The 17,006-nt window shown below is 46.7% G+C and carries 18 protein-coding genes; 9 read left to right on the forward strand and 9 right to left on the reverse strand.

Going from position 1 to position 17,006, the window contains the following annotated elements:
- Window positions 1–8: 8 nt before the first annotated feature.
- Window positions 9–1,994: an ATP-dependent zinc metalloprotease FtsH gene (ftsH, locus tag ASC49_RS14010; protein ID WP_055463881.1), complete on the reverse strand. Its 1,986-nt coding sequence runs from the start codon at window positions 1,992–1,994 to the stop codon at window positions 9–11.
- Window positions 1,995–2,549: 555 nt separating this feature from the next.
- On the opposite strand from ftsH, the gene ASC49_RS14015 reads away from it, so the two are divergent.
- Both ASC49_RS14015 and ASC49_RS14020 read left to right on the forward strand, forming a co-directional pair.
- On the forward strand, window positions 2,550–2,852 hold the full coding sequence (locus ASC49_RS14015; RefSeq protein WP_055463882.1) for a YhbY family RNA-binding protein: 303 nt from the start codon (window positions 2,550–2,552) through the stop codon (window positions 2,850–2,852).
- 104 nt (window positions 2,853–2,956) lie between these two features.
- Entirely contained in the window at window positions 2,957–3,769 is an 813-nt protein-coding gene (locus ASC49_RS14020) for a hypothetical protein (RefSeq protein ID WP_055463883.1), read from the forward strand.
- A 5-nt stretch (window positions 3,770–3,774) separates the two neighbouring features.
- On the opposite strand, the gene ASC49_RS14025 is transcribed toward ASC49_RS14020, so the two are convergent.
- From ASC49_RS14025 to ASC49_RS14060, 7 genes are all read right to left on the reverse strand, one after another.
- Window positions 3,775–4,590, reverse strand: a complete 816-nt coding sequence (locus ASC49_RS14025) for an ABC transporter permease subunit (RefSeq protein ID WP_055463884.1) — start codon at window positions 4,588–4,590, stop codon at window positions 3,775–3,777.
- On the reverse strand, window positions 4,587–5,501 hold the full coding sequence (locus ASC49_RS14030; RefSeq protein ID WP_055463885.1) for an ABC transporter permease subunit: 915 nt from the start codon (window positions 5,499–5,501) through the stop codon (window positions 4,587–4,589). Before ASC49_RS14030 ends, ASC49_RS14025 begins: the two co-directional genes overlap by 4 nt.
- Window positions 5,498–6,619, reverse strand: coding sequence for a polyamine ABC transporter ATP-binding protein (potA, locus tag ASC49_RS14035; protein WP_055463886.1), 1,122 nt, complete (start codon window positions 6,617–6,619; stop codon window positions 5,498–5,500). The genes ASC49_RS14030 and potA overlap by 4 nt, the downstream gene beginning before the upstream one ends.
- Window positions 6,620–6,699: 80 nt before the next feature.
- Window positions 6,700–7,797, reverse strand: coding sequence for a polyamine ABC transporter substrate-binding protein (locus ASC49_RS14040; protein WP_055463887.1), 1,098 nt, complete (start codon window positions 7,795–7,797; stop codon window positions 6,700–6,702).
- A gap of 292 nt (window positions 7,798–8,089) precedes the next feature.
- Window positions 8,090–8,431 carry an iron-sulfur cluster insertion protein ErpA gene (gene erpA, locus ASC49_RS14050; protein ID WP_055463889.1) on the reverse strand — a complete coding sequence of 114 codons (342 nt, stop codon included), beginning with the start codon at window positions 8,429–8,431 and terminating at the stop codon, window positions 8,090–8,092.
- Window positions 8,432–8,524: 93 nt separating this feature from the next.
- Window positions 8,525–10,114, reverse strand: a complete 1,590-nt coding sequence (prfC, locus tag ASC49_RS14055; RefSeq protein WP_055463890.1) for a peptide chain release factor 3 — start codon at window positions 10,112–10,114, stop codon at window positions 8,525–8,527.
- 256 nt (window positions 10,115–10,370) lie between these two features.
- Window positions 10,371–11,018 carry a LexA family protein gene (locus tag ASC49_RS14060; RefSeq protein WP_000854920.1) on the reverse strand — a complete coding sequence of 216 codons (648 nt, stop codon included), beginning with the start codon at window positions 11,016–11,018 and terminating at the stop codon, window positions 10,371–10,373.
- A 117-nt stretch (window positions 11,019–11,135) separates the two neighbouring features.
- Here ASC49_RS14060 and ASC49_RS14065 point away from each other — a divergent pair, with 117 nt between their 5' ends.
- The 7 genes from ASC49_RS14065 to eexS are packed head-to-tail and all read left to right on the forward strand — an operon-like array spanning window position 11,136 to window position 14,808.
- Window positions 11,136–11,387, forward strand: coding sequence for a transcriptional regulator (locus ASC49_RS14065; RefSeq protein WP_011788534.1), 252 nt, complete (start codon window positions 11,136–11,138; stop codon window positions 11,385–11,387).
- A 55-nt stretch (window positions 11,388–11,442) separates the two neighbouring features.
- Complete coding sequence (locus tag ASC49_RS14070) at window positions 11,443–12,312, forward strand: hypothetical protein (RefSeq protein ID WP_055463891.1); 870 nt, start codon at window positions 11,443–11,445, stop codon at window positions 12,310–12,312.
- Window positions 12,299–12,961, forward strand: a complete 663-nt coding sequence (locus ASC49_RS14075) for a DUF6475 domain-containing protein (protein WP_032481453.1) — start codon at window positions 12,299–12,301, stop codon at window positions 12,959–12,961. Before ASC49_RS14070 ends, ASC49_RS14075 begins: the two co-directional genes overlap by 14 nt.
- Entirely contained in the window at window positions 12,948–13,496 is a 549-nt protein-coding gene (locus tag ASC49_RS14080; RefSeq protein WP_000848909.1) for a lytic transglycosylase domain-containing protein, read from the forward strand. Before ASC49_RS14075 ends, ASC49_RS14080 begins: the two co-directional genes overlap by 14 nt.
- Entirely contained in the window at window positions 13,493–13,792 is a 300-nt protein-coding gene (locus ASC49_RS14085; protein ID WP_000210563.1) for a flagellar transcriptional regulator FlhD, read from the forward strand. Before ASC49_RS14080 ends, ASC49_RS14085 begins: the two co-directional genes overlap by 4 nt.
- Window positions 13,789–14,322 (forward strand): FlhC family transcriptional regulator, encoded by a 534-nt coding sequence (locus ASC49_RS14090; RefSeq protein WP_000566753.1) that lies wholly within the window; start codon window positions 13,789–13,791, stop codon window positions 14,320–14,322. The genes ASC49_RS14085 and ASC49_RS14090 overlap by 4 nt, the downstream gene beginning before the upstream one ends.
- 54 nt (window positions 14,323–14,376) lie before the next feature.
- A complete protein-coding gene (gene eexS / locus ASC49_RS14095; protein WP_032481452.1) occupies window positions 14,377–14,808 on the forward strand; it encodes an entry exclusion protein EexS in 432 nt (143 codons plus the stop codon).
- Window positions 14,809–14,840: 32 nt separating this feature from the next.
- On the opposite strand, the gene ASC49_RS14100 is transcribed toward eexS, so the two are convergent.
- Window positions 14,841–17,006, reverse strand: a 2,166-nt coding sequence (locus ASC49_RS14100; protein ID WP_428838686.1) for a hypothetical protein, incomplete at its 5' end; no start/stop codon positions are given.

Genomic DNA, 17,006 nt, shown 5'->3' on the forward strand with positions numbered 1-17,006 from the left:
GGCGAAGCTTAAGCTTCGCCAGTTGGTTTTTGAGAGGCAGGTACGTCATCTGGAGTATCAGATGAGTCTGTCATTGAATCATGTTCATTCGCTTGTTGCGGATCTGGCTCTTGCGCCACTTCCGCATTTTCACTTGGACCATTTCCACCTGCAGATGGGTCAGACCAGCCTGCTGGAGGGCTTGGCTTCTTGCCGTCCATGATCTCTTTGATCTGCTTGGCGTCGATTGTCTCATAGACCATCAAGGCATCCGCCATCATCTCAAGCTTATCGCGGTTATCTTCAAGGATCTGTGTCGCTTTTTTGTAGCAACGATCAATGATACCACGCACTTCCGCATCCAGTTTTTTACCAGTCTCTGGTGAGAAATAGTTCGCTTTGGCGCCAGTGCTGCCACCTAGGTAACCGGTTTGATCTTCTTCTTCGTAGGCGAAGGCGCCCAACTCTTCTGATAGACCCCATTTAGTGACCATGCTACGGGCAATACTTGACGCTCGTTCGATGTCATTTGAAGCGCCAGTTGAAACACCGTCGAAACCGTGAACTAACTCTTCTGCGATACGACCACCATACAAACTACAGATTTGCGATTCCAAGCCACGCTTACTTAGGCTGTACTTATCTTCTTCTGGCAAGTACATGGTTACACCTAGGGCACGACCACGAGGAATGATGGTTACTTTGTACACAGGATCGTGTTCCGGCATCAGATAACCAACGATCGCATGACCCGCTTCGTGGTAAGCCGTATTACGCTTCTCTTCTTCCTTCATCACCATGGATTTACGCTCAGCGCCCATCAGGATTTTATCCTTCGCCAGCTCAAGCAACTCCATGTTAACTAGTCGACGGTTAGAGCGTGCTGCGAACAGCGCGGCTTCGTTAACTAGGTTAGCCAGATCAGCACCAGAGAAACCAGGTGTACCACGAGCGATGTTCTTTGGCTCCACGTCATCAGCCACAGGCACTTTGCGTAGGTGAACTTTTAGAATCTGCTCACGACCACGGATATCAGGCAAGCCAACGGTCACTTGACGGTCAAAACGACCAGGACGTAATAGCGCAGGGTCCAAAACGTCTGGACGGTTAGTTGCGGCGATAACGATAATACCTTCGTTACCCTCGAAACCATCCATCTCAACCAGTAATTGGTTCAGAGTTTGCTCACGCTCATCATTACCACCGCCCATACCAGAGCCACGGTTACGACCCACTGCGTCAATCTCATCAATAAAGATGATGCAAGGTGCGTGTTTTTTCGCCTGTTCAAACATGTCACGCACACGAGATGCACCGACACCAACGAACATTTCAACGAAGTCAGAACCAGAAATCGTGAAGAAAGGTACTTTTGCTTCACCAGCAATGGCTTTCGCCAACAAAGTTTTACCTGTACCTGGAGGTCCACACATTAGGATACCGCGTGGAATTTTACCGCCAAGACGCTGGAACTTACCTGGCTCACGTAGGAAGTCTACTAGCTCTTCTACGTCTTCTTTGGCCTCATCACAGCCAGCTACATCAGCAAACGTTGTCTTAATTTGATCTTCAGGAAGCAGACGAGCTTTAGACTTACCAAATGACATTGGACCGCCTTTACCACCGCCACCACCTTGCATCTGGCGCATAAAGAAAACGAAGATCGCCAAGATCAATAAGATTGGGAAGCTAGCCACTAACAGTTGAGTCCAAAGACTTTGCTGCTCCGGCATACGACCTTCAACAACTACGTTGTTACTTAGCAGGTCGTCCATGATTTTTGGATCCGCAGCGGCTGGGCGAACGGTTTCAAAGCTGTCGCCACCCGTACGTGATCCACTGATGGTGTAACCATCAATAACCACTTTTGCGATACGGCCATCATGAACCTCTTGCACGAATTCAGAGTAAGAGATTCGGTTGGTATCCGAAGAGGTATTAAAGTTGTTAAACACTGTCAGTAGCACTGCAGCAATCACCAACCACAATAAAATATTTTTTAGCATATCGTTCAAGAGCACACCTCTTAATGGTCAATTTACCGGGTACAGGCAAAGCAACCTTTAATTTGTCGTCCTAGTAAGTATGCTCACAGCTAAAACTAGCAAGAGCATAGGGTTTACGGGTGACAACGAAACCACAAGGTTCCGCATCGCTATTAGGTACGTTTGTAACCTAAATTAAGACCTCAACAAAAAAACAGCTTCTGTGAAATCGGAAATCTCAATAACATATTGGGGCCAAGCTTGAAATTACAAGATATGACCAACGCTTTCCAACCCTAGAAAGTAGTTTTTCGTATATAAAGCGGCACAAAACATGCCCACGTTGTCCATTAAGGTCATGGTAACGCCTAAATATACCAGATGCTACGAAGGCTCCGATATATCCGATCACTTATTGAGACTTTTTGACATGTGGTTCGGCAAAATGTTCCATCATTTAGAGATCGTGAGTTTTTGATCTTCTCGCGTTTCATCATACCTAATTCAATAGATATTCCGCTATAATATCGCTTAACCTCTGAAGCCTCCAATAAAGAGGGTCAACCAAGATGAGAAATTTTAACTATGAGTTTGACAAACGTTCAAAAAAAGCAATATCGCAACATTGGGCACTCACTTAATCCTGTAGTGACGGTAGCGGGCAACGGCCTAACAGAACCCGTTCTAACGGAAATTGACCGTGCCCTCGAAGACCACGAACTGATCAAAGTTCGCTACAGTGTTACAGATCGTGAAGCTCGCTACGAGCTAATCGAAGAAACCAGCAAAATTTTAAAAGCACAGATTGTGCAGACTATCGGCAAAGTGGCGCTTTTCCATCGTGCAGCGCTAAAGCCGAACCCGAAGTTATCCAACTTACTTCGCTAAAGATTCGAGATTAAGGCCAGCCATTGCTGGCCTTAATTTTTCCTACCTCAACCTTTGAACTTCTGCGCCGATATATTCTCAATATAAAGAAAAGAGTACGCGCCATGATTTTCATCGATACGATTAATCGCATCACCCAATTGCCAGAGCGAGAAGATCCCACCAACTTCCGCCGACGTCGTTCGCGTACCGACAAGGACAGTTTGACTCTGAGCGAAGCCGCTGCCCATGTACAGCAGATCACGCTTTCTTATGAAAATGCTAGCAATCTCACCCCGACAGATAGCATCATCGCCAACATGCTGGAAGCCGTGTTACAGCAACTGGATGATCTGAATATTCACGTTGAAGCACTTAGCCAATTTGCTCCAACAAACGACTCATGGCAGCTAACACTTCAAACACCACCACTGAGCCAAGAACAAACCAAACCAAGCTATGTCACCAGTGTTAAAGATCTACAAAAAGACAAGCAGTTGAAACGCATTGAGTTACACCTTATCGGCCAAGATAAAACAGATAAACTGTGCCTGCTAAAATTCATTCCGCACCATTTATCTCCACCGTTACGCCAAGCCCTATTACAGCTACCACCAAAGCAAACCTTGCATACTCCCTACTCAGCTCATGAACTCGAGCTACTGCCTTTACACTGGGCATTTGAAATTGATCAAGACGGTGAGGCGGAGCCACTAGCGTCCTTGTATGACAACAACAATGTGCCCCCAGCACATTACCACCCACAATTCAATGGTCTACAAATTTGGTTTGAAAGACAAGAGGATGCTTTACCGCTACTGATCAGCGATCCGCGTTTTGGCTATATCTATTTGGGAAATTATGAAGCTTACAGCAACCGAGAGTATGAGCCTGGAGAAGAAGGCAACTTCTCCGGCTCATTAGACACCAACGTTTAATTGGCTTATTTGGCAAGTTTTTCCCGCTGCAGTTTGCGACGGGATAGCCACCATACGGCGAGGGTCACTAAAGACACAATTAAAATGATAATAGTCGCCAACGCATTGATCTTAGGTGACACCCCTAAACGCACCGAACTAAAGACCTCAATTGGCAAAGTCGTCGACCCAGGCCCCGAGACAAAGCTAGCGATCACCACATCGTCCAGTGACAAGGTAAAAGACAGTAACCAAGCAGACACCAAAGCCGGCATAATGATCGGCAAGGTCACTTGAATAAAAGCCTTCAGAGGTGTTGCCCCCAAGTCCATCGCCGCCTCTAGGTAAGAGCGATCCAATTCCTTCAAGCGTGAACTGATCACAACCGTCGCATAAGCGGTACAGAAGGTCGCGTGTGCCACCCAAATCGTCATCAAACCTCGCTGCTCTGGCCAGCCAATCACATCAGTCATAGACACGAACAACAATAGTAGCGATAAACCAATGATCACATCTGGCATTACCAGCGGCGCCGCGACCAAGCTATGCAACATAGAGCGGCCACGAAACTTACCGAAACGAGTCAACGCCACAGACGCCATAATCCCTAACAGTACGGCCGTATTAGCACTCCAGAAAGCGACTTCCAAACTGCGCCAGACAGCTGACATCAAACCCTCGTCTCGGAACAATTCTCCGTACCATTTGGTGGACCAGCCAGCCCAAACCGTAACCAGGCGCGACTCGTTAAATGAGTAAATAATCAAACTCAACATCGGCAGGTATAAAAATGCCATGCCGAACCAAAACATCACAGCAGAAAAACGAATGGACGTTTTCATTTATCGCTCTCCCATTCTTTCTCTTGGTGTTTACGGAAGAAATGTATCGGCACCATGAGTATTAACAGCATGATTAATGCTAACGCCGAGGCCAGCGGCCAATCGCGGTTATTAAAGAACTCTTGCCATAACACTTTACCAATCACAATTGAGTTAGTGCCACCCAAAAGCTCAGGAATCACGTATTCACCAACCACAGGAATAAACACCAACATGCTGCCAGCCACGATACCATTGCGCGATAACGGGAAGGTAATGTGCCAAAATGACTGCAAGCGGCGCGCCCCTAGGTCCTGCGACGCTTCGATCAAACTGTAATCATGCTTCACTAAGTTAGAATACAAAGGCAGCACCATAAAGGGCAGATAGGCGTAAACAATACCGATGTAGACCGCAATATTAGTGTTCAGAATCGCCAGCGGCTCATTAATCACCCCAGTCCACATCAACACGTTATTCAGCACACCGTTACTCTTCAAGATACCGATCCAAGCATAGATACGAATCAGGAACGAGGTCCAAGAAGGCAGCAGAATCAGCAGTAATAGAATCGACTGAGTACTCGGTTTCGCACGGGCTATAAAGTACGCCATCGGATAGCCGATCAACAGACAAAAGAACGTTGAAATGGCCGCCATTTCTAAACTGTTTAAGTAGGCCGTTAGATACAGATCATCTTCGGTTAAAAAGATAAAATTACCGAAATACACATGTAGATCAAACGCTTGATCCGCCATAGACAACAAAGCGGTATAAGGCGGAATGGCGATCTCAGCTTCAGCAAAGGCGATTTTTAAAACTATTAAGAAAGGTAAAGCAAAGAACAGCACCAACCATAAGGTCGGCACAGCAATGACCCACTTCTTACCGTGTTCGGTACTCAGCTTTAAGCGTTCGATTAGCTTATTCATGGGCGCAACACCAAGCCGCTGTCGTCAGACCAGTACACATACACCTGCTCTTCCCAAGTCGGCGCATCGGCGAAACGATCAGAGTTCACCATAAAGGAATTGAGAATCTTGCCGTTCTCCAGACGAATATGGTAAACCGAATGCCCGCCCAAATAAGCAATGTCATGCACCGTGCCACGACACCAGTTGTATTCGCTCTCTGGCTGCTCGCGAGAAATCAGGGTCTTCTCAGGACGCACAGCAAACACGACTTTTTTATCTTCAATTGCTGTGGTCACCCCGTAGGACACATACAGCTTATTAGCGCACTCTTCTGAGTCAATCACGGCGTGATCTTGTGCATCCACGCAGATTTCACCACGGAATAAGTTCATGCTACCAATGAACTCAGCCGCTTGTAGGCTATTCGGCGCTTCGTAAATATCACGCGGCGTACCCGCTTGAACAATGCGTCCTTCCTCCATGATGGCAATACGATTGGCCATGGTCATGGCTTCTTCTTGGTCGTGGGTTACCATGACACAGGTCACACCAACACTCTCAAGAATGTCGACTACTTCCAACTGCATACGGTTACGCAGTTTTTTGTCTAATGCCCCCATCGGCTCATCTAATAACAGCAGTTTCGGCGACTTAGCCAAACTTCGAGCCAAGGCCACACGCTGACGCTGCCCACCTGATAGTTGATCCGGTTTACGCTTGGCAAATTTCTCCATATGCACTAAGCGCAGCATTTGCACCACTTTATCGGCAATCAAGCTCTTCGGCATCCGGTCTTGTTTTAAGCCATAGGCAATGTTTTGCTCCACCGTCATGTGTGGAAATAAGGCATAAGACTGGAACATCATATTGATCGGTCGACGGTATGGCGCAAGCGACACAATGTCTTCACCATCTAGGATAATCTGACCTGAATTAGGTGTTTCAAAGCCTGCGAGCATACGCAGCAGAGTGGATTTACCAGAACCAGAAGCGCCCAACAGAGCAAAAATATCGCCCTTGGCAATGTCTAGTGATACGTCGTTAACCGCGACAACATCGTCGTAGGTTTTTACGATATTCTTTATTTGAAGAAAGTGGCCATCAGCGCTGTCACGCGTAATGCTCGGCTCAATCATTGAGGTTCCTCAAGGCTAGGCATGCCTTTTAACTGAATTCGTAGACAGCCAGCGAGCTAAGCTCGCTGGCTCAGGTAGTATTATTGAGCTGTTTTGATTTGGTTCCATGCGCGGGTGATCGAACGTGTCGTACGTTGATCCAGCACTTTTGGCAACCAAAGTTTCTCACTGACTTCCGCTGGCGGGAAAATGTTTTCATTGTTAGCGATTTCAGGGTCAACCATACTCATCGACGCCGGGTTAGCATTGGCGTACCAAACATAGTTGGTAATGTTGGCTGTAATCTCTGGACGCATTAAGTAGTTCATTAGCTCCATCGCACCATCTGCGTTCTTCGCATCACGGGGAATGGCCAACATGTCGAACCACATCAGAGCCCCCTCTTTAGGGATTAAGTAACTCACCTCAACACCATTGTTCGCTTCTTCTGCACGAGCGGCCGCTTGTGCCACATCGCCTGACCAGCCGATGACCACACAGATATCGCCATTTGCTAGGTCGTTGATGTATTTAGAACTGTGGAAATAGCGGTAGTAAGGGCGTACCGACAGCATCAATTCCGTTGCTTTATCGATGTTTTCCTTGCTCATGTCGTTTGGTGGAAGACCTAGGTAATTCATAGCAGAACTCATTACTTCAGTCGGCGCATCCAGCGCCACAACGCCACAGGATTGCAATTTCTCTAGGTATTCTTTTTCAAACACCAAAGACCAACTGTTGATCGGCGCATCGTCACCCAATAGCTCTTTGACCTTAACGGTGTTGATACCAAGACCTGTTGTCCCCCACATGTAAGGCACCGCGTATTTGTTACCCGGGTCGACATCTTCTAAGGCTTTCATCATCTTTGGATCAAGGTTAGACCAGTTTGGCAATTTAGAGCGATCTAGCTCCATAAAAGCACCAGCTTTAATTTGCTTACCAAGGAAGTCATTGGTTGGCACCACTAGATCGAAACCAGATTGCCCGGATAGCAACTTAGCTTCGAGCACTTCGTTACTATCGAAAACATCGTATACCACAGATACACCTGTTTCTTTCTCGAAACTAGGTAGGGTTTCCTCGTCGATATAATCCGACCAGTTATAAAAGTGCACCACATTGTCTGCTTGTGCAGAGAACGAAACCATAGCCGTTGCCGTAAGGGCCAACGTCGAAACGCAAGACTTTAATTTCATATAACTTCCCCTAGTCCGAGTAAATTAAAAAGCGGGCTATCATACTCATCCGCTTCCTGCAGATAAAGATCATGTCGTGCAAAAACCACGCAATTCTGTATCTGACTTTGCCAAAATCCACACCAAGTAACATGCAACTTACTTGCCGACTCTAAGCCGCCTTGTTTTTCCTTTTTAAAACAAGCGAACACTCTTAGATAAGTTAGCTTATATACAAACTTTGACCATAAAAAAACCCCCGCGGTTATGCGAGGGTTTCGAAGATCACTTTGTTTGCCAAAAAGTTTAGCCACTAGATACTAAAGCTTGCCCCACAACCACAGGTTGAGGTGGCATTCGGGTTACTCACGGTAAAACGAGCCCCCTCTAAGTTCTCTTTGTAATCGACTTCTGAGCCCACCAAATACTGGAAGCTCAACGGATCCACAACTAATTTCACACCATTCTTCAACACCTCTGTGTCGTCTTCCTGATGTTCTTCATCAAATGTGAACCCATACTGGAAGCCAGAACAACCACCACCCGTTACGTAAACACGCAACATCAGGCGATCGTTTTCTTCTTCCTCAATCAAAGACTGTAACTTGGCTGCCGCCGCATCAGTCATTGAAATGGGATCAGCTGATTCCACCATTACTTTCTCCACCGAAATACTGAGACAACTGTTACGTTGCTATACGAATGGCAAGAATTATCCTCTTAACCGAGTAATTCAGTCAAGTATAGATCAGTGCTCGCGGGTCGCGCGGAACGTCACTTCAGGGTAACGCTCTTTTGCTAAGTTCAAGTTCACCATCGTTGGCGCAATATACGTTAGGTTATCACCGCCATCTAACGCTAGGTTAACTTCGTTCTTACGTTTGAACTCTTCAAACTTCTTACCTGGCTCTCCGTCCACCCAACGCGCAGTCGAAACGTTAACGCTTTCGTAAATCGCTTCAACGTTGTACTCGGCTTTTAGACGGGCAACCACCACGTCAAACTGCAGCACACCGACCGCGCCCACAATGAGGTCATTGTTTTGAATTGGGCGGAACACTTGCACTGCACCTTCTTCAGACAGCTGCACCAAACCTTTGAGCAATTGTTTCTGCTTCAATGGATCTTTTAGGCGGATACGACGGAACAATTCTGGTGCAAAGTTCGGAATACCTGAGAATTTAAGGTTTTCACCTTGGGTGAACGTATCACCGATCTGGATAGTACCGTGGTTGTGCAAACCAATGATGTCGCCAGCAAAGGCTTCTTCGGCACGGGAACGGTCACCGGCCATAAAGGTTACTGCATCAGAAATACTGATCTGTTTACCGATACGCACATGGTTCATCTTCATGCCTTGAGTATAGGTACCCGACACGATACGCATAAAGGCAATACGGTCACGGTGTTTTGGATCCATGTTGGCTTGGATCTTAAACACGAAACCAGAGAATTTCTCTTCCGTCGCTTCTACTTCACGCTCATTGGTTTGACGTGGTAGCGGCGCTGGCGCCCAATCTGTTAAACCTTCCAACATGTGATCAACACCAAAGTTACCGAGGGCGGTACCGAAGTACACTGGCGTTAGCTCGCCTTCTAGGAACAATTCTTTGTCGAACTCATTCGATGCACCCAACACTAATTCCAGCTCTTCACGCAGCTGCTGTGCTAGCTCTTCACCGACAGCCGCGTCCAGCTCAGGGTTGTCCAGACCTTTAACGGTACGGACTTCTTGAATAGTATGACCTTGACCAGTTGAGTAAAGAATCGTCTCATCACGGTAGATGTGATACACACCTTTAAATAGTTTACCGCAGCCGATTGGCCAAGTAATCGGAGCACACATGATTTTTAGCTCGTTCTCAACCTCGTCCATCAGCTCCATTGGATCACGGATATCACGGTCCAACTTGTTCATGAAAGTAACGATTGGCGTATCGCGTAAACGGGTAACTTCCATCAATTTACGGGTACGATCCTCAACACCTTTCGCCGCATCGATCACCATCAAACACGAGTCCACCGCCGTTAGCGTACGGTAAGTATCTTCCGAGAAGTCTTCGTGTCCAGGGGTGTCTAGCAGGTTTACCAAGCAATTGTTGAACGGAAACTGCATCACAGACGTAGTGATCGAGATACCACGCTCCTTCTCCATCTCCATCCAGTCTGACTTCGCATGTTGATTCGAGCCACGACCTTTTACAGTACCCGCTGTTTGAATCGCACGTCCGAACAACAACACCTTTTCAGTAATGGTCGTCTTACCGGCGTCCGGGTGGGAGATGATAGCAAAGGTCCTTCGCTTATTGATTTCATTAAGAAAATCTTGGTTTGCCATGTATAAATTCTTTTAGTTTGTACACGGATTTGTACACACTTTTGGAAGTACTCTCTTTTCAGTTCTTCGCTTGTCAAATCCGTCGTGTTAATCGTAATTGGCCGCTATTTTCGCTGATCTTGACTTTATAAACAATCAATGGTTATCTAATCGGTTACCATTTACTCTCAGCGTGCACCAATGCTCAGTTGTAGCTGTTTGCAATCGTTGCTTCTTCAGCTAATGAACAACTGTGGCTAAACCACAAATTCCTTCGCTACCAGAAATCGATGATAGCTTGTCGTACTACACCGATGATGGTGCAGTTGCCGTTGATCGGTATTGCAGGGTATTGCGGGTTCAAAGGTTTTAGATACTTCTGTTCACCATCAATAACCAACTGCTTAAAGGTTGCTTCTTTCGAATCATCCAAACGCGCAACAACCAATGAACCTGAAGAGTAAGGTAACTCAGGATCAACAACGATCACTGCCCCCTCAGGTATGGATTTTTTTCCGCTTGGATTTTCCATACTGTCGCCTTTTACGCGAAGTGCGAAACAACCCTCATGTGCTTTCCCAGTGACTTCACGCCACTCCTCAGCATCTTCATGGGCAAATCCCTCCGCTATTTCAGTCCAATCACCGGCCTGAACCCAGTTAATGAGAGGAATTCTTCCCTTAATATCAGGCCCGACTTCTACATTACCGACCCCCAAGCCAATCTCGCCATCACCTGTGGCGAGCCAATGAGCATTCACGCGAAGCGCCTCCGCGATCTGCATGGTGTAACGAGACCTAGCCGATTTACCAGAGCAAATCTGGCTGATCGACTGCTGTTTGATACCAATGCGACGAGCCAACTCAGACTGAGTTACCCCAGTAAGCTGCAAGGCATGGTTTAGTCGTTCGGATAAAGTTTTCATAAGCCCGCATTCTACAAATAAAACTGTAGTCTTTCAACAATTTTAACTGTTGACTTATCTACAGTTTAAACTGTAACATTCAATCTTGTAACAGTTATTATTGTAACAGGAGACGGTATGGAAGTGTTCAACACGACACAAAAACATCTCCGCCGTGCCATTGATTTGGTCGGCGGGCAATCAGCATTAGCGCGAGCCATCAACTCAAAACAGCAAAACGTCTGGTTTTGGTTGAATAAATCCGGACGTGTTCCCGCTGAATTCGTTTTACCCATCGAACAAGCTACGCAAGGACAGGTAACCCGATCTCAGTTAAGACCGGATATCTATCCCGAAGGCCAAAGCGAGCTGAAAGCCAGTAACCAGTAGGATTAAGGGCAAGTAATGGTCAGCATTTTACGTAAACACAGAAGCGAGTACCTCCATGCGTGATTATGGCAAGGTCTATACCCGCTTTTGGCTAAAGCAAAACGTTTTGTCCTGGAGTGACTCTGCGAAGTTGCTAGGACTGTATTTGCTTACATGCCCACATTGTAATTTGCTTGGCTGCTTTCGGTTGCCGATTGGTTACGTTGCTTCTGACTTGAACTGGGATGATCAACAGGTTGCCAAGGCTCTAAATGAGTTAGAACAAGATCAGTTCCTGATTCGTTGCGAGGAATCCGGTTGGACTTTGATTCGGAGCTTTCTGAAGCACAACCCAATCGAAAACCCAAACCAAGGTAAGGCAGCCTTTCGGTTGTTTAAAGATGTACCTGCCGACTTCGTTGGTATGGCATCGCTTTTGAAATCTCTTGCCGCTTTTCAAGCTCGGCTACCAGAAGAATTTTCATCATTGTTTATGCCTGATGGCAACCCGGTAAGGGACTCTCAACGGTCGGATGACTCTGAGAGAAGCAATAAACCAACAGTTAAAACTGTTGACCAGATACAGTTTGAAGACTTCTGGGATGTACAAATACGCAAAGAAAAAAAAGCGAAAGCCAAAGAAGAATGGCTACGCATGGGCCTCAATGAAGACCATGAACTCGCCTTGGAAGTGCTAACACGCTGGAAAGAGCAACGAGACAACCGATTGCAGTATCAAGATCGGACTAAGACCCCTATGCCACATAACTGGCTTTTAAACCGGCAATGGGAAGACGAGTACGTTCGCATTGATGAAGTACAGCAATCATCGACGAGCCTAAAGGGCAGCAATCACCAATTGAATATTGAAGAAAGCAATCGTCGCATCGCTGAAAGCTGGGCCGGACCAGGTATTCGGGAGGTTCGTTCAAGTGCAGGAGGTTGATAAACGCGAGTTTGCTGAAGTTTGGGGAGCAGCTTGGGCCATGTATGGCAAAAGCGTATCACCGCAATTGCTATCCATCGCATTTGAAGCCCTTCGTGCTTATAGCATTGAAGAAGTGCGAATCGGTCTGACTCGGCATATTCAATCACCGGATACTGGGCAATTTTTTCCAAAGCCCGCTGACGTCATCAAGCATATCGATGGCAACTCGGGTTCAAGAGCCATGGTTGCTTGGAACAAAGTTGACAAGGCTGTTCGTCAGGTTGGTGCTTGGACATCCGTGATGTTTGACGATGCACTTATCCACCGCGTGATTTCAGACATGGGGGGATGGGTTGAACTCTGCAAAGTTGATGACAGGGAATACCCCTTTAAGCAAAAAGAGTTTTTAACACGCTACCAGGCTTACTTGCTGCGGGACGAAGTGGGTGAATACCCAAGGCTATTACAGGGTATTGCAGACCATCAGAACCAGCAAAAAGGATTTGATATGCAAGCGCCTGTTGCCGTGGGTGACTGGTCAAAAGCGGCACAAGTTTACACGAGAGGCATCGCCAATTTTAGCGCAGTGCCTTTGAAAAGAATAAGCCCGAAAGCCATTCAGGCGCTTCTCGAAAATCAATTAGAGGACAAAAATGAAAACGATTAAAGCAAAAACCGTTGCCCTAGTGATAGCCATGTCCGCAAGCACTTCAGTCTATGCGTTTCCGGGCTATCAGTGGGAAAAAGCAGCACAAAGTGTTGGTATTGATCCAGTCATGCTCTACGCCGTTGCCTTGGCTGAGTCAGCCTCACATCGAGGTCTTAACATGACCAGTCCATGGCCATACGCAATTCGCAATGGTTCAAACGCAACCTACGCCAAATCTAAGACAGAAGCGGAGCAACTGTTAAACCAGGCACTTCAAGAGAGTGAAAAATACCAGCTCGATATTGGCCTTATGCAAATCAATTTGCATTGGCATGGGCATCGAGTGAGCTCAGCAGCTGAACTGCTAGACCCCATCACCAACCTTACTGTCGGCTCCAGTATTTTGGCCGAAGCAATCAAGTCTTCACCAAACGATTTAGAGCTTGGCATAGGCCGCTATCACAGTTGGAACGAAGAGCGTGCACGCTGGTATGGGCAAAGAGTGCTTTCTATCTATCGCAATATTTTACATGAACTGGAGGTCCGTCAATGACAACCAATCAACAAGACTTCTATCAATTAAATTTGGCGTACCTACACGCAGCACGAGAATTAGCGCGAATTGATCCGCAAGAGGCGGTCTTGCGCTTTGGTCTTACACGCGACGTGGTGGATGCACTGATTAATGCCGGTGTTGACGACCTGCAACGAGTGGCGACCTCATCATTCATGCTGTTTCAACCAAGGGGTAACCAAAGCCAACTGATTGAGATGGTTAAGAGCAAAGGCACAGGTATCCCAAGAATCGCTTATTTATTATCAACCCTAAACAACAAGGGGGATGCATGATTGATAACCTGTCCAAAAGTGAGCTGTTTACCCGAGCCTCGCTGCTTATTAAGTACGGATTTCGAACGACCATTATCGCGCTCGATACAGGTTTGCCAATCCACATTATCAGAAGGCTGCACAAAGAAGTGACTGGCAAGTCACCTTGTCCTGGTCAACTGCCAGAATCTGATGCCATCGTCAAAAGCAGAAGAGCATTAGTTGAAGGCTCCCTGCTGATGGCGCTTTATGTCAATATTGGTGGTGATAATGTCTACAAGCAATTAAATATCGATGCTTTGATGAAGGCTTACGATGCGTATTTGGTTGCAAGAGAAGAAGCAGATCTTCCAGCTGAGATCCCCTGGAAAAAACTGACCATCAATGAAGGTTGGGTTCTAGCTCGTGATTTAAGATCACAGCTTGCATCCTTACACCGGTGTCGATGCGGTAGTCTGTATTTGACGGTATCTCAACAGCGCATTCAGCTTAAATGTCCTGTGTGCGAGATTATGGCTGAGCAAACCACTAGAGCACTTTTTGAGAACTAACATGCTGATACATGATTTGATTGTGCACCGCCCGTGCACTTTGAGAGTACTAAGATGACAAACTTACTTAAATCTTTACCAGCACGCTGCTGGGTTATATCACTGGGGCTTTTTCTGGCGACTTTGGCTGCGGCTCATTTTTTTCCATCAGAAATATTAACGGCATCTGCCAAGTTAGCGGCTCTGCCATTTCTGTTCTGCACCGTCGTTTTTTTCAGCTACTTGGGATTCAAAGTGACCTGTAATCCCATCGGACTTATAGCCATAATCACTATGCTTGTAGCAATCGCATATTGGCAAGCGAGTTGGACAATTGTTGGCTTGGGACTCTTTTTCTTAGCTATTTGCACTGGAATTAGATTCTTGAGTAGCCAAGTTAAAGATTCGGGTAGAACTTTGAGCATTGAAGAAAAATGGTATTGGTATAAGCTCCATTCGTTTTTTGATGGCTTTTATCCAAGGTATCCCAAAAAGCCAAAAAAATAGCCAGCCAACCACAAGCTGGCTACCTTCTATTTTCAGTTCCTTCCTGATGCCTGGTTATAAGCCCTAATATCGATCAAGTTGTTCTGAGCATAATCTCCCGCAAGCGATGCATTTGAGATCACCGCTATCTGCTTATCCACAAATGCTTTATCTTCTTCGGACACACTGTCAGGAATGTAAGCGCCACTCTCATCCTTTTGACGATACTCATTTAGCATTTGCTCCCTTAGACCTAGCATTTCAGGCGACCAACTCGATGAGTCTTCAGAGTTGAATACGCGCCCCGCCAAACCTTCATTGAAAGCTTGAGCGAACACTTGACTTTGAATCGGGGTCAATCCCATTCTCTGCCCTTCGCTGTATGCTTCCTGTTTAAAATCATCGGCGTACTGTTCTAAGAACTCACCGTATCGATTGTTAACTGCCGCACCGAATGCCCCAGCCAACATGGCTTCAGACTTAGTGCCCCAGTTAACTTCGGAGGCATACTGCGAACTCGATCCACTGTATGCATCATTAAACGCCGTCAAAGGATTTTCCAAAGAGGTTCCGGCATCAACGGCTGCTTTTAAGCCATCCCAGGTTGATTTACTGGCCACCGTTGCATTGTGCAAGAAACCTCGTGAGCTAGGGTCTTCAAGTGCTTGCTCCTTGTAACTCTCATAGTCTTCGCCAAAGTGATTCAAGGTATGCAGTGCTGCATCAGTATGCTTGCCACTGAAGTCACCAATAGCACTGGCGCTGTTGAAGAACATTTCAGCACCAGAAACTCCGCTATCATCAGCCATAATGCGAGATCGCCACTGAGAGCCAGCTTCACTGTTTAGTCCAGATTGATAGGTACTTGTGTCAGAAACTACGGCCTGTTGGGCTTGTTGTTGATGCGCATTTAGTTGTCCATCAACACCAGACAAATTAGTTTGGTAAGCTGATTGAGCTGCGTTGAACTGAGTTTGAACAGTTGCAGCATCCTCGTAGCCGCCCAATACACCCGATTCCACTTGGCTTTGAGTGCCACCAAAAGTAGGTGCAGTTGATGACAAACCTTCATTAGAGCGTGGCTGAATAGATCGTAAATCGGCTCCGGTAGCCATGGCCATAACAGTCATTGCTGCTTGATAGTCATTGTCTCGTTCAGCGGGCGTCGAGGAGTTGCTATAGGTTAAAGACTCCATAGCTGCGGCCACATACGCCTGATTATCATCAGGTAGCAAGCGCTGATACATTGGAAGGTTTTCACGTAATCGGTTACCTGCTTCAACATGCTGGTTCATATAGCGACCTAAATAATCCATGACTTCAGGATTATCCGCTGCTAATCGAGTTAACGTCGCACCATCCGTGTTCCTTTGTCCTGATAGACTGTAGCTGGCCTGATCAAGCTCACTAAAGCGGTTTGATGCCGTGATAACGTCTTGTGCTGAACTCTGAAGTGACTGATAGTCTTGATTAGACAACGACATCTCAACGCCAGAGCGTCTTGAATCTGAAAGGTCCTTAACCATTGCATCGCGATACTCAGCACGTCGTGAATCACTCGATGCCAAGCTTTGCATCTCCCCAGTGAGCGTATTTGCGGTCGTAGATCGAGAACTGCCTTCTGACGACTCAACTTGGCCACTAAAGTTACCACCTAAATCCACCCCTGCTCGTACCCTTGATAGTTTTGGTACACGAGATGAGTCTGGCTTATCGACTCCTGGCAAGTTGCCCTGTGGAGAATCATTGCCGCCAGTACCAAGAAGCCTTCCAAGAAAGCCCTTATCAGCAACTTCTTTCTCACCGGGATTAGTAATAGTTCCATCTCCACCGACCCTAAGGCCTCCCGATAACACGCCCGATACCAAGCCACGTACAGCGTCTTTTTTATCGTCTCCGAAACCATACCGTGTTTGCAGGTCATCAGTAACCTGATTAACAACGGCGCTAGATGCGGAATTAGAAGAACCGATCTGACGTCCAACCGAAGAAAGGTTGTCGTAACTTAGCTTTTCACCAAAAGTTCGACTCATGGTATTGCCAACCTGACGGCTAAAGGCTTGAGTTGCCTGAGTCATGGATTCTTTTGCAGAGCCGACCATTGAACCCACTGCGTTTCCGACAGAGAAACTGCTTAGTAGGTTTGACGCGCCGGTCATAGCAGAACCAGTTAGGGCTGAATTTTGGAACATTGACTGTGATTGCATCACCGGGGCATT

The sequence above is a fragment of the Marinomonas fungiae genome, assembly GCF_001418205.1.
Lineage (GTDB): Bacteria > Pseudomonadota > Gammaproteobacteria > Pseudomonadales > Marinomonadaceae > Marinomonas > Marinomonas fungiae.

What these genes read in the sequence shown, in the direction of transcription:
- ASC49_RS14015 (WP_055463882.1), top strand. Translation starts at nt 2,550, where the DNA reads ATGAGTTTGACAAACGTTCAAAAAAAGCAATATCGCAACATTGGGCAC.
- ASC49_RS14020 (WP_055463883.1), top strand. Translation starts at nt 2,957, where the DNA reads ATGATTTTCATCGATACGATTAATCGCATCACCCAATTGCCAGAGCGA.
- ASC49_RS14025 (WP_055463884.1), bottom strand. Translation starts at nt 4,590, where the DNA reads ATGAAAACGTCCATTCGTTTTTCTGCTGTGATGTTTTGGTTCGGCATG.
- ASC49_RS14030 (WP_055463885.1), bottom strand. Translation starts at nt 5,501, where the DNA reads ATGAATAAGCTAATCGAACGCTTAAAGCTGAGTACCGAACACGGTAAG.
- potA (WP_055463886.1), bottom strand. Translation starts at nt 6,619, where the DNA reads ATGATTGAGCCGAGCATTACGCGTGACAGCGCTGATGGCCACTTTCTT.
- ASC49_RS14040 (WP_055463887.1), bottom strand. Translation starts at nt 7,797, where the DNA reads ATGAAATTAAAGTCTTGCGTTTCGACGTTGGCCCTTACGGCAACGGCT.
- erpA (WP_055463889.1), bottom strand. Translation starts at nt 8,431, where the DNA reads ATGGTGGAATCAGCTGATCCCATTTCAATGACTGATGCGGCGGCAGCC.
- prfC (WP_055463890.1), bottom strand. Translation starts at nt 10,114, where the DNA reads ATGGCAAACCAAGATTTTCTTAATGAAATCAATAAGCGAAGGACCTTT.
- ASC49_RS14060 (WP_000854920.1), bottom strand. Translation starts at nt 11,018, where the DNA reads ATGAAAACTTTATCCGAACGACTAAACCATGCCTTGCAGCTTACTGGG.
- ASC49_RS14065 (WP_011788534.1), top strand. Translation starts at nt 11,136, where the DNA reads ATGGAAGTGTTCAACACGACACAAAAACATCTCCGCCGTGCCATTGAT.
- ASC49_RS14070 (WP_055463891.1), top strand. Translation starts at nt 11,443, where the DNA reads ATGCGTGATTATGGCAAGGTCTATACCCGCTTTTGGCTAAAGCAAAAC.
- ASC49_RS14080 (WP_000848909.1), top strand. Translation starts at nt 12,948, where the DNA reads ATGAAAACGATTAAAGCAAAAACCGTTGCCCTAGTGATAGCCATGTCC.
- ASC49_RS14085 (WP_000210563.1), top strand. Translation starts at nt 13,493, where the DNA reads ATGACAACCAATCAACAAGACTTCTATCAATTAAATTTGGCGTACCTA.
- ASC49_RS14090 (WP_000566753.1), top strand. Translation starts at nt 13,789, where the DNA reads ATGATTGATAACCTGTCCAAAAGTGAGCTGTTTACCCGAGCCTCGCTG.
- eexS (WP_032481452.1), top strand. Translation starts at nt 14,377, where the DNA reads ATGACAAACTTACTTAAATCTTTACCAGCACGCTGCTGGGTTATATCA.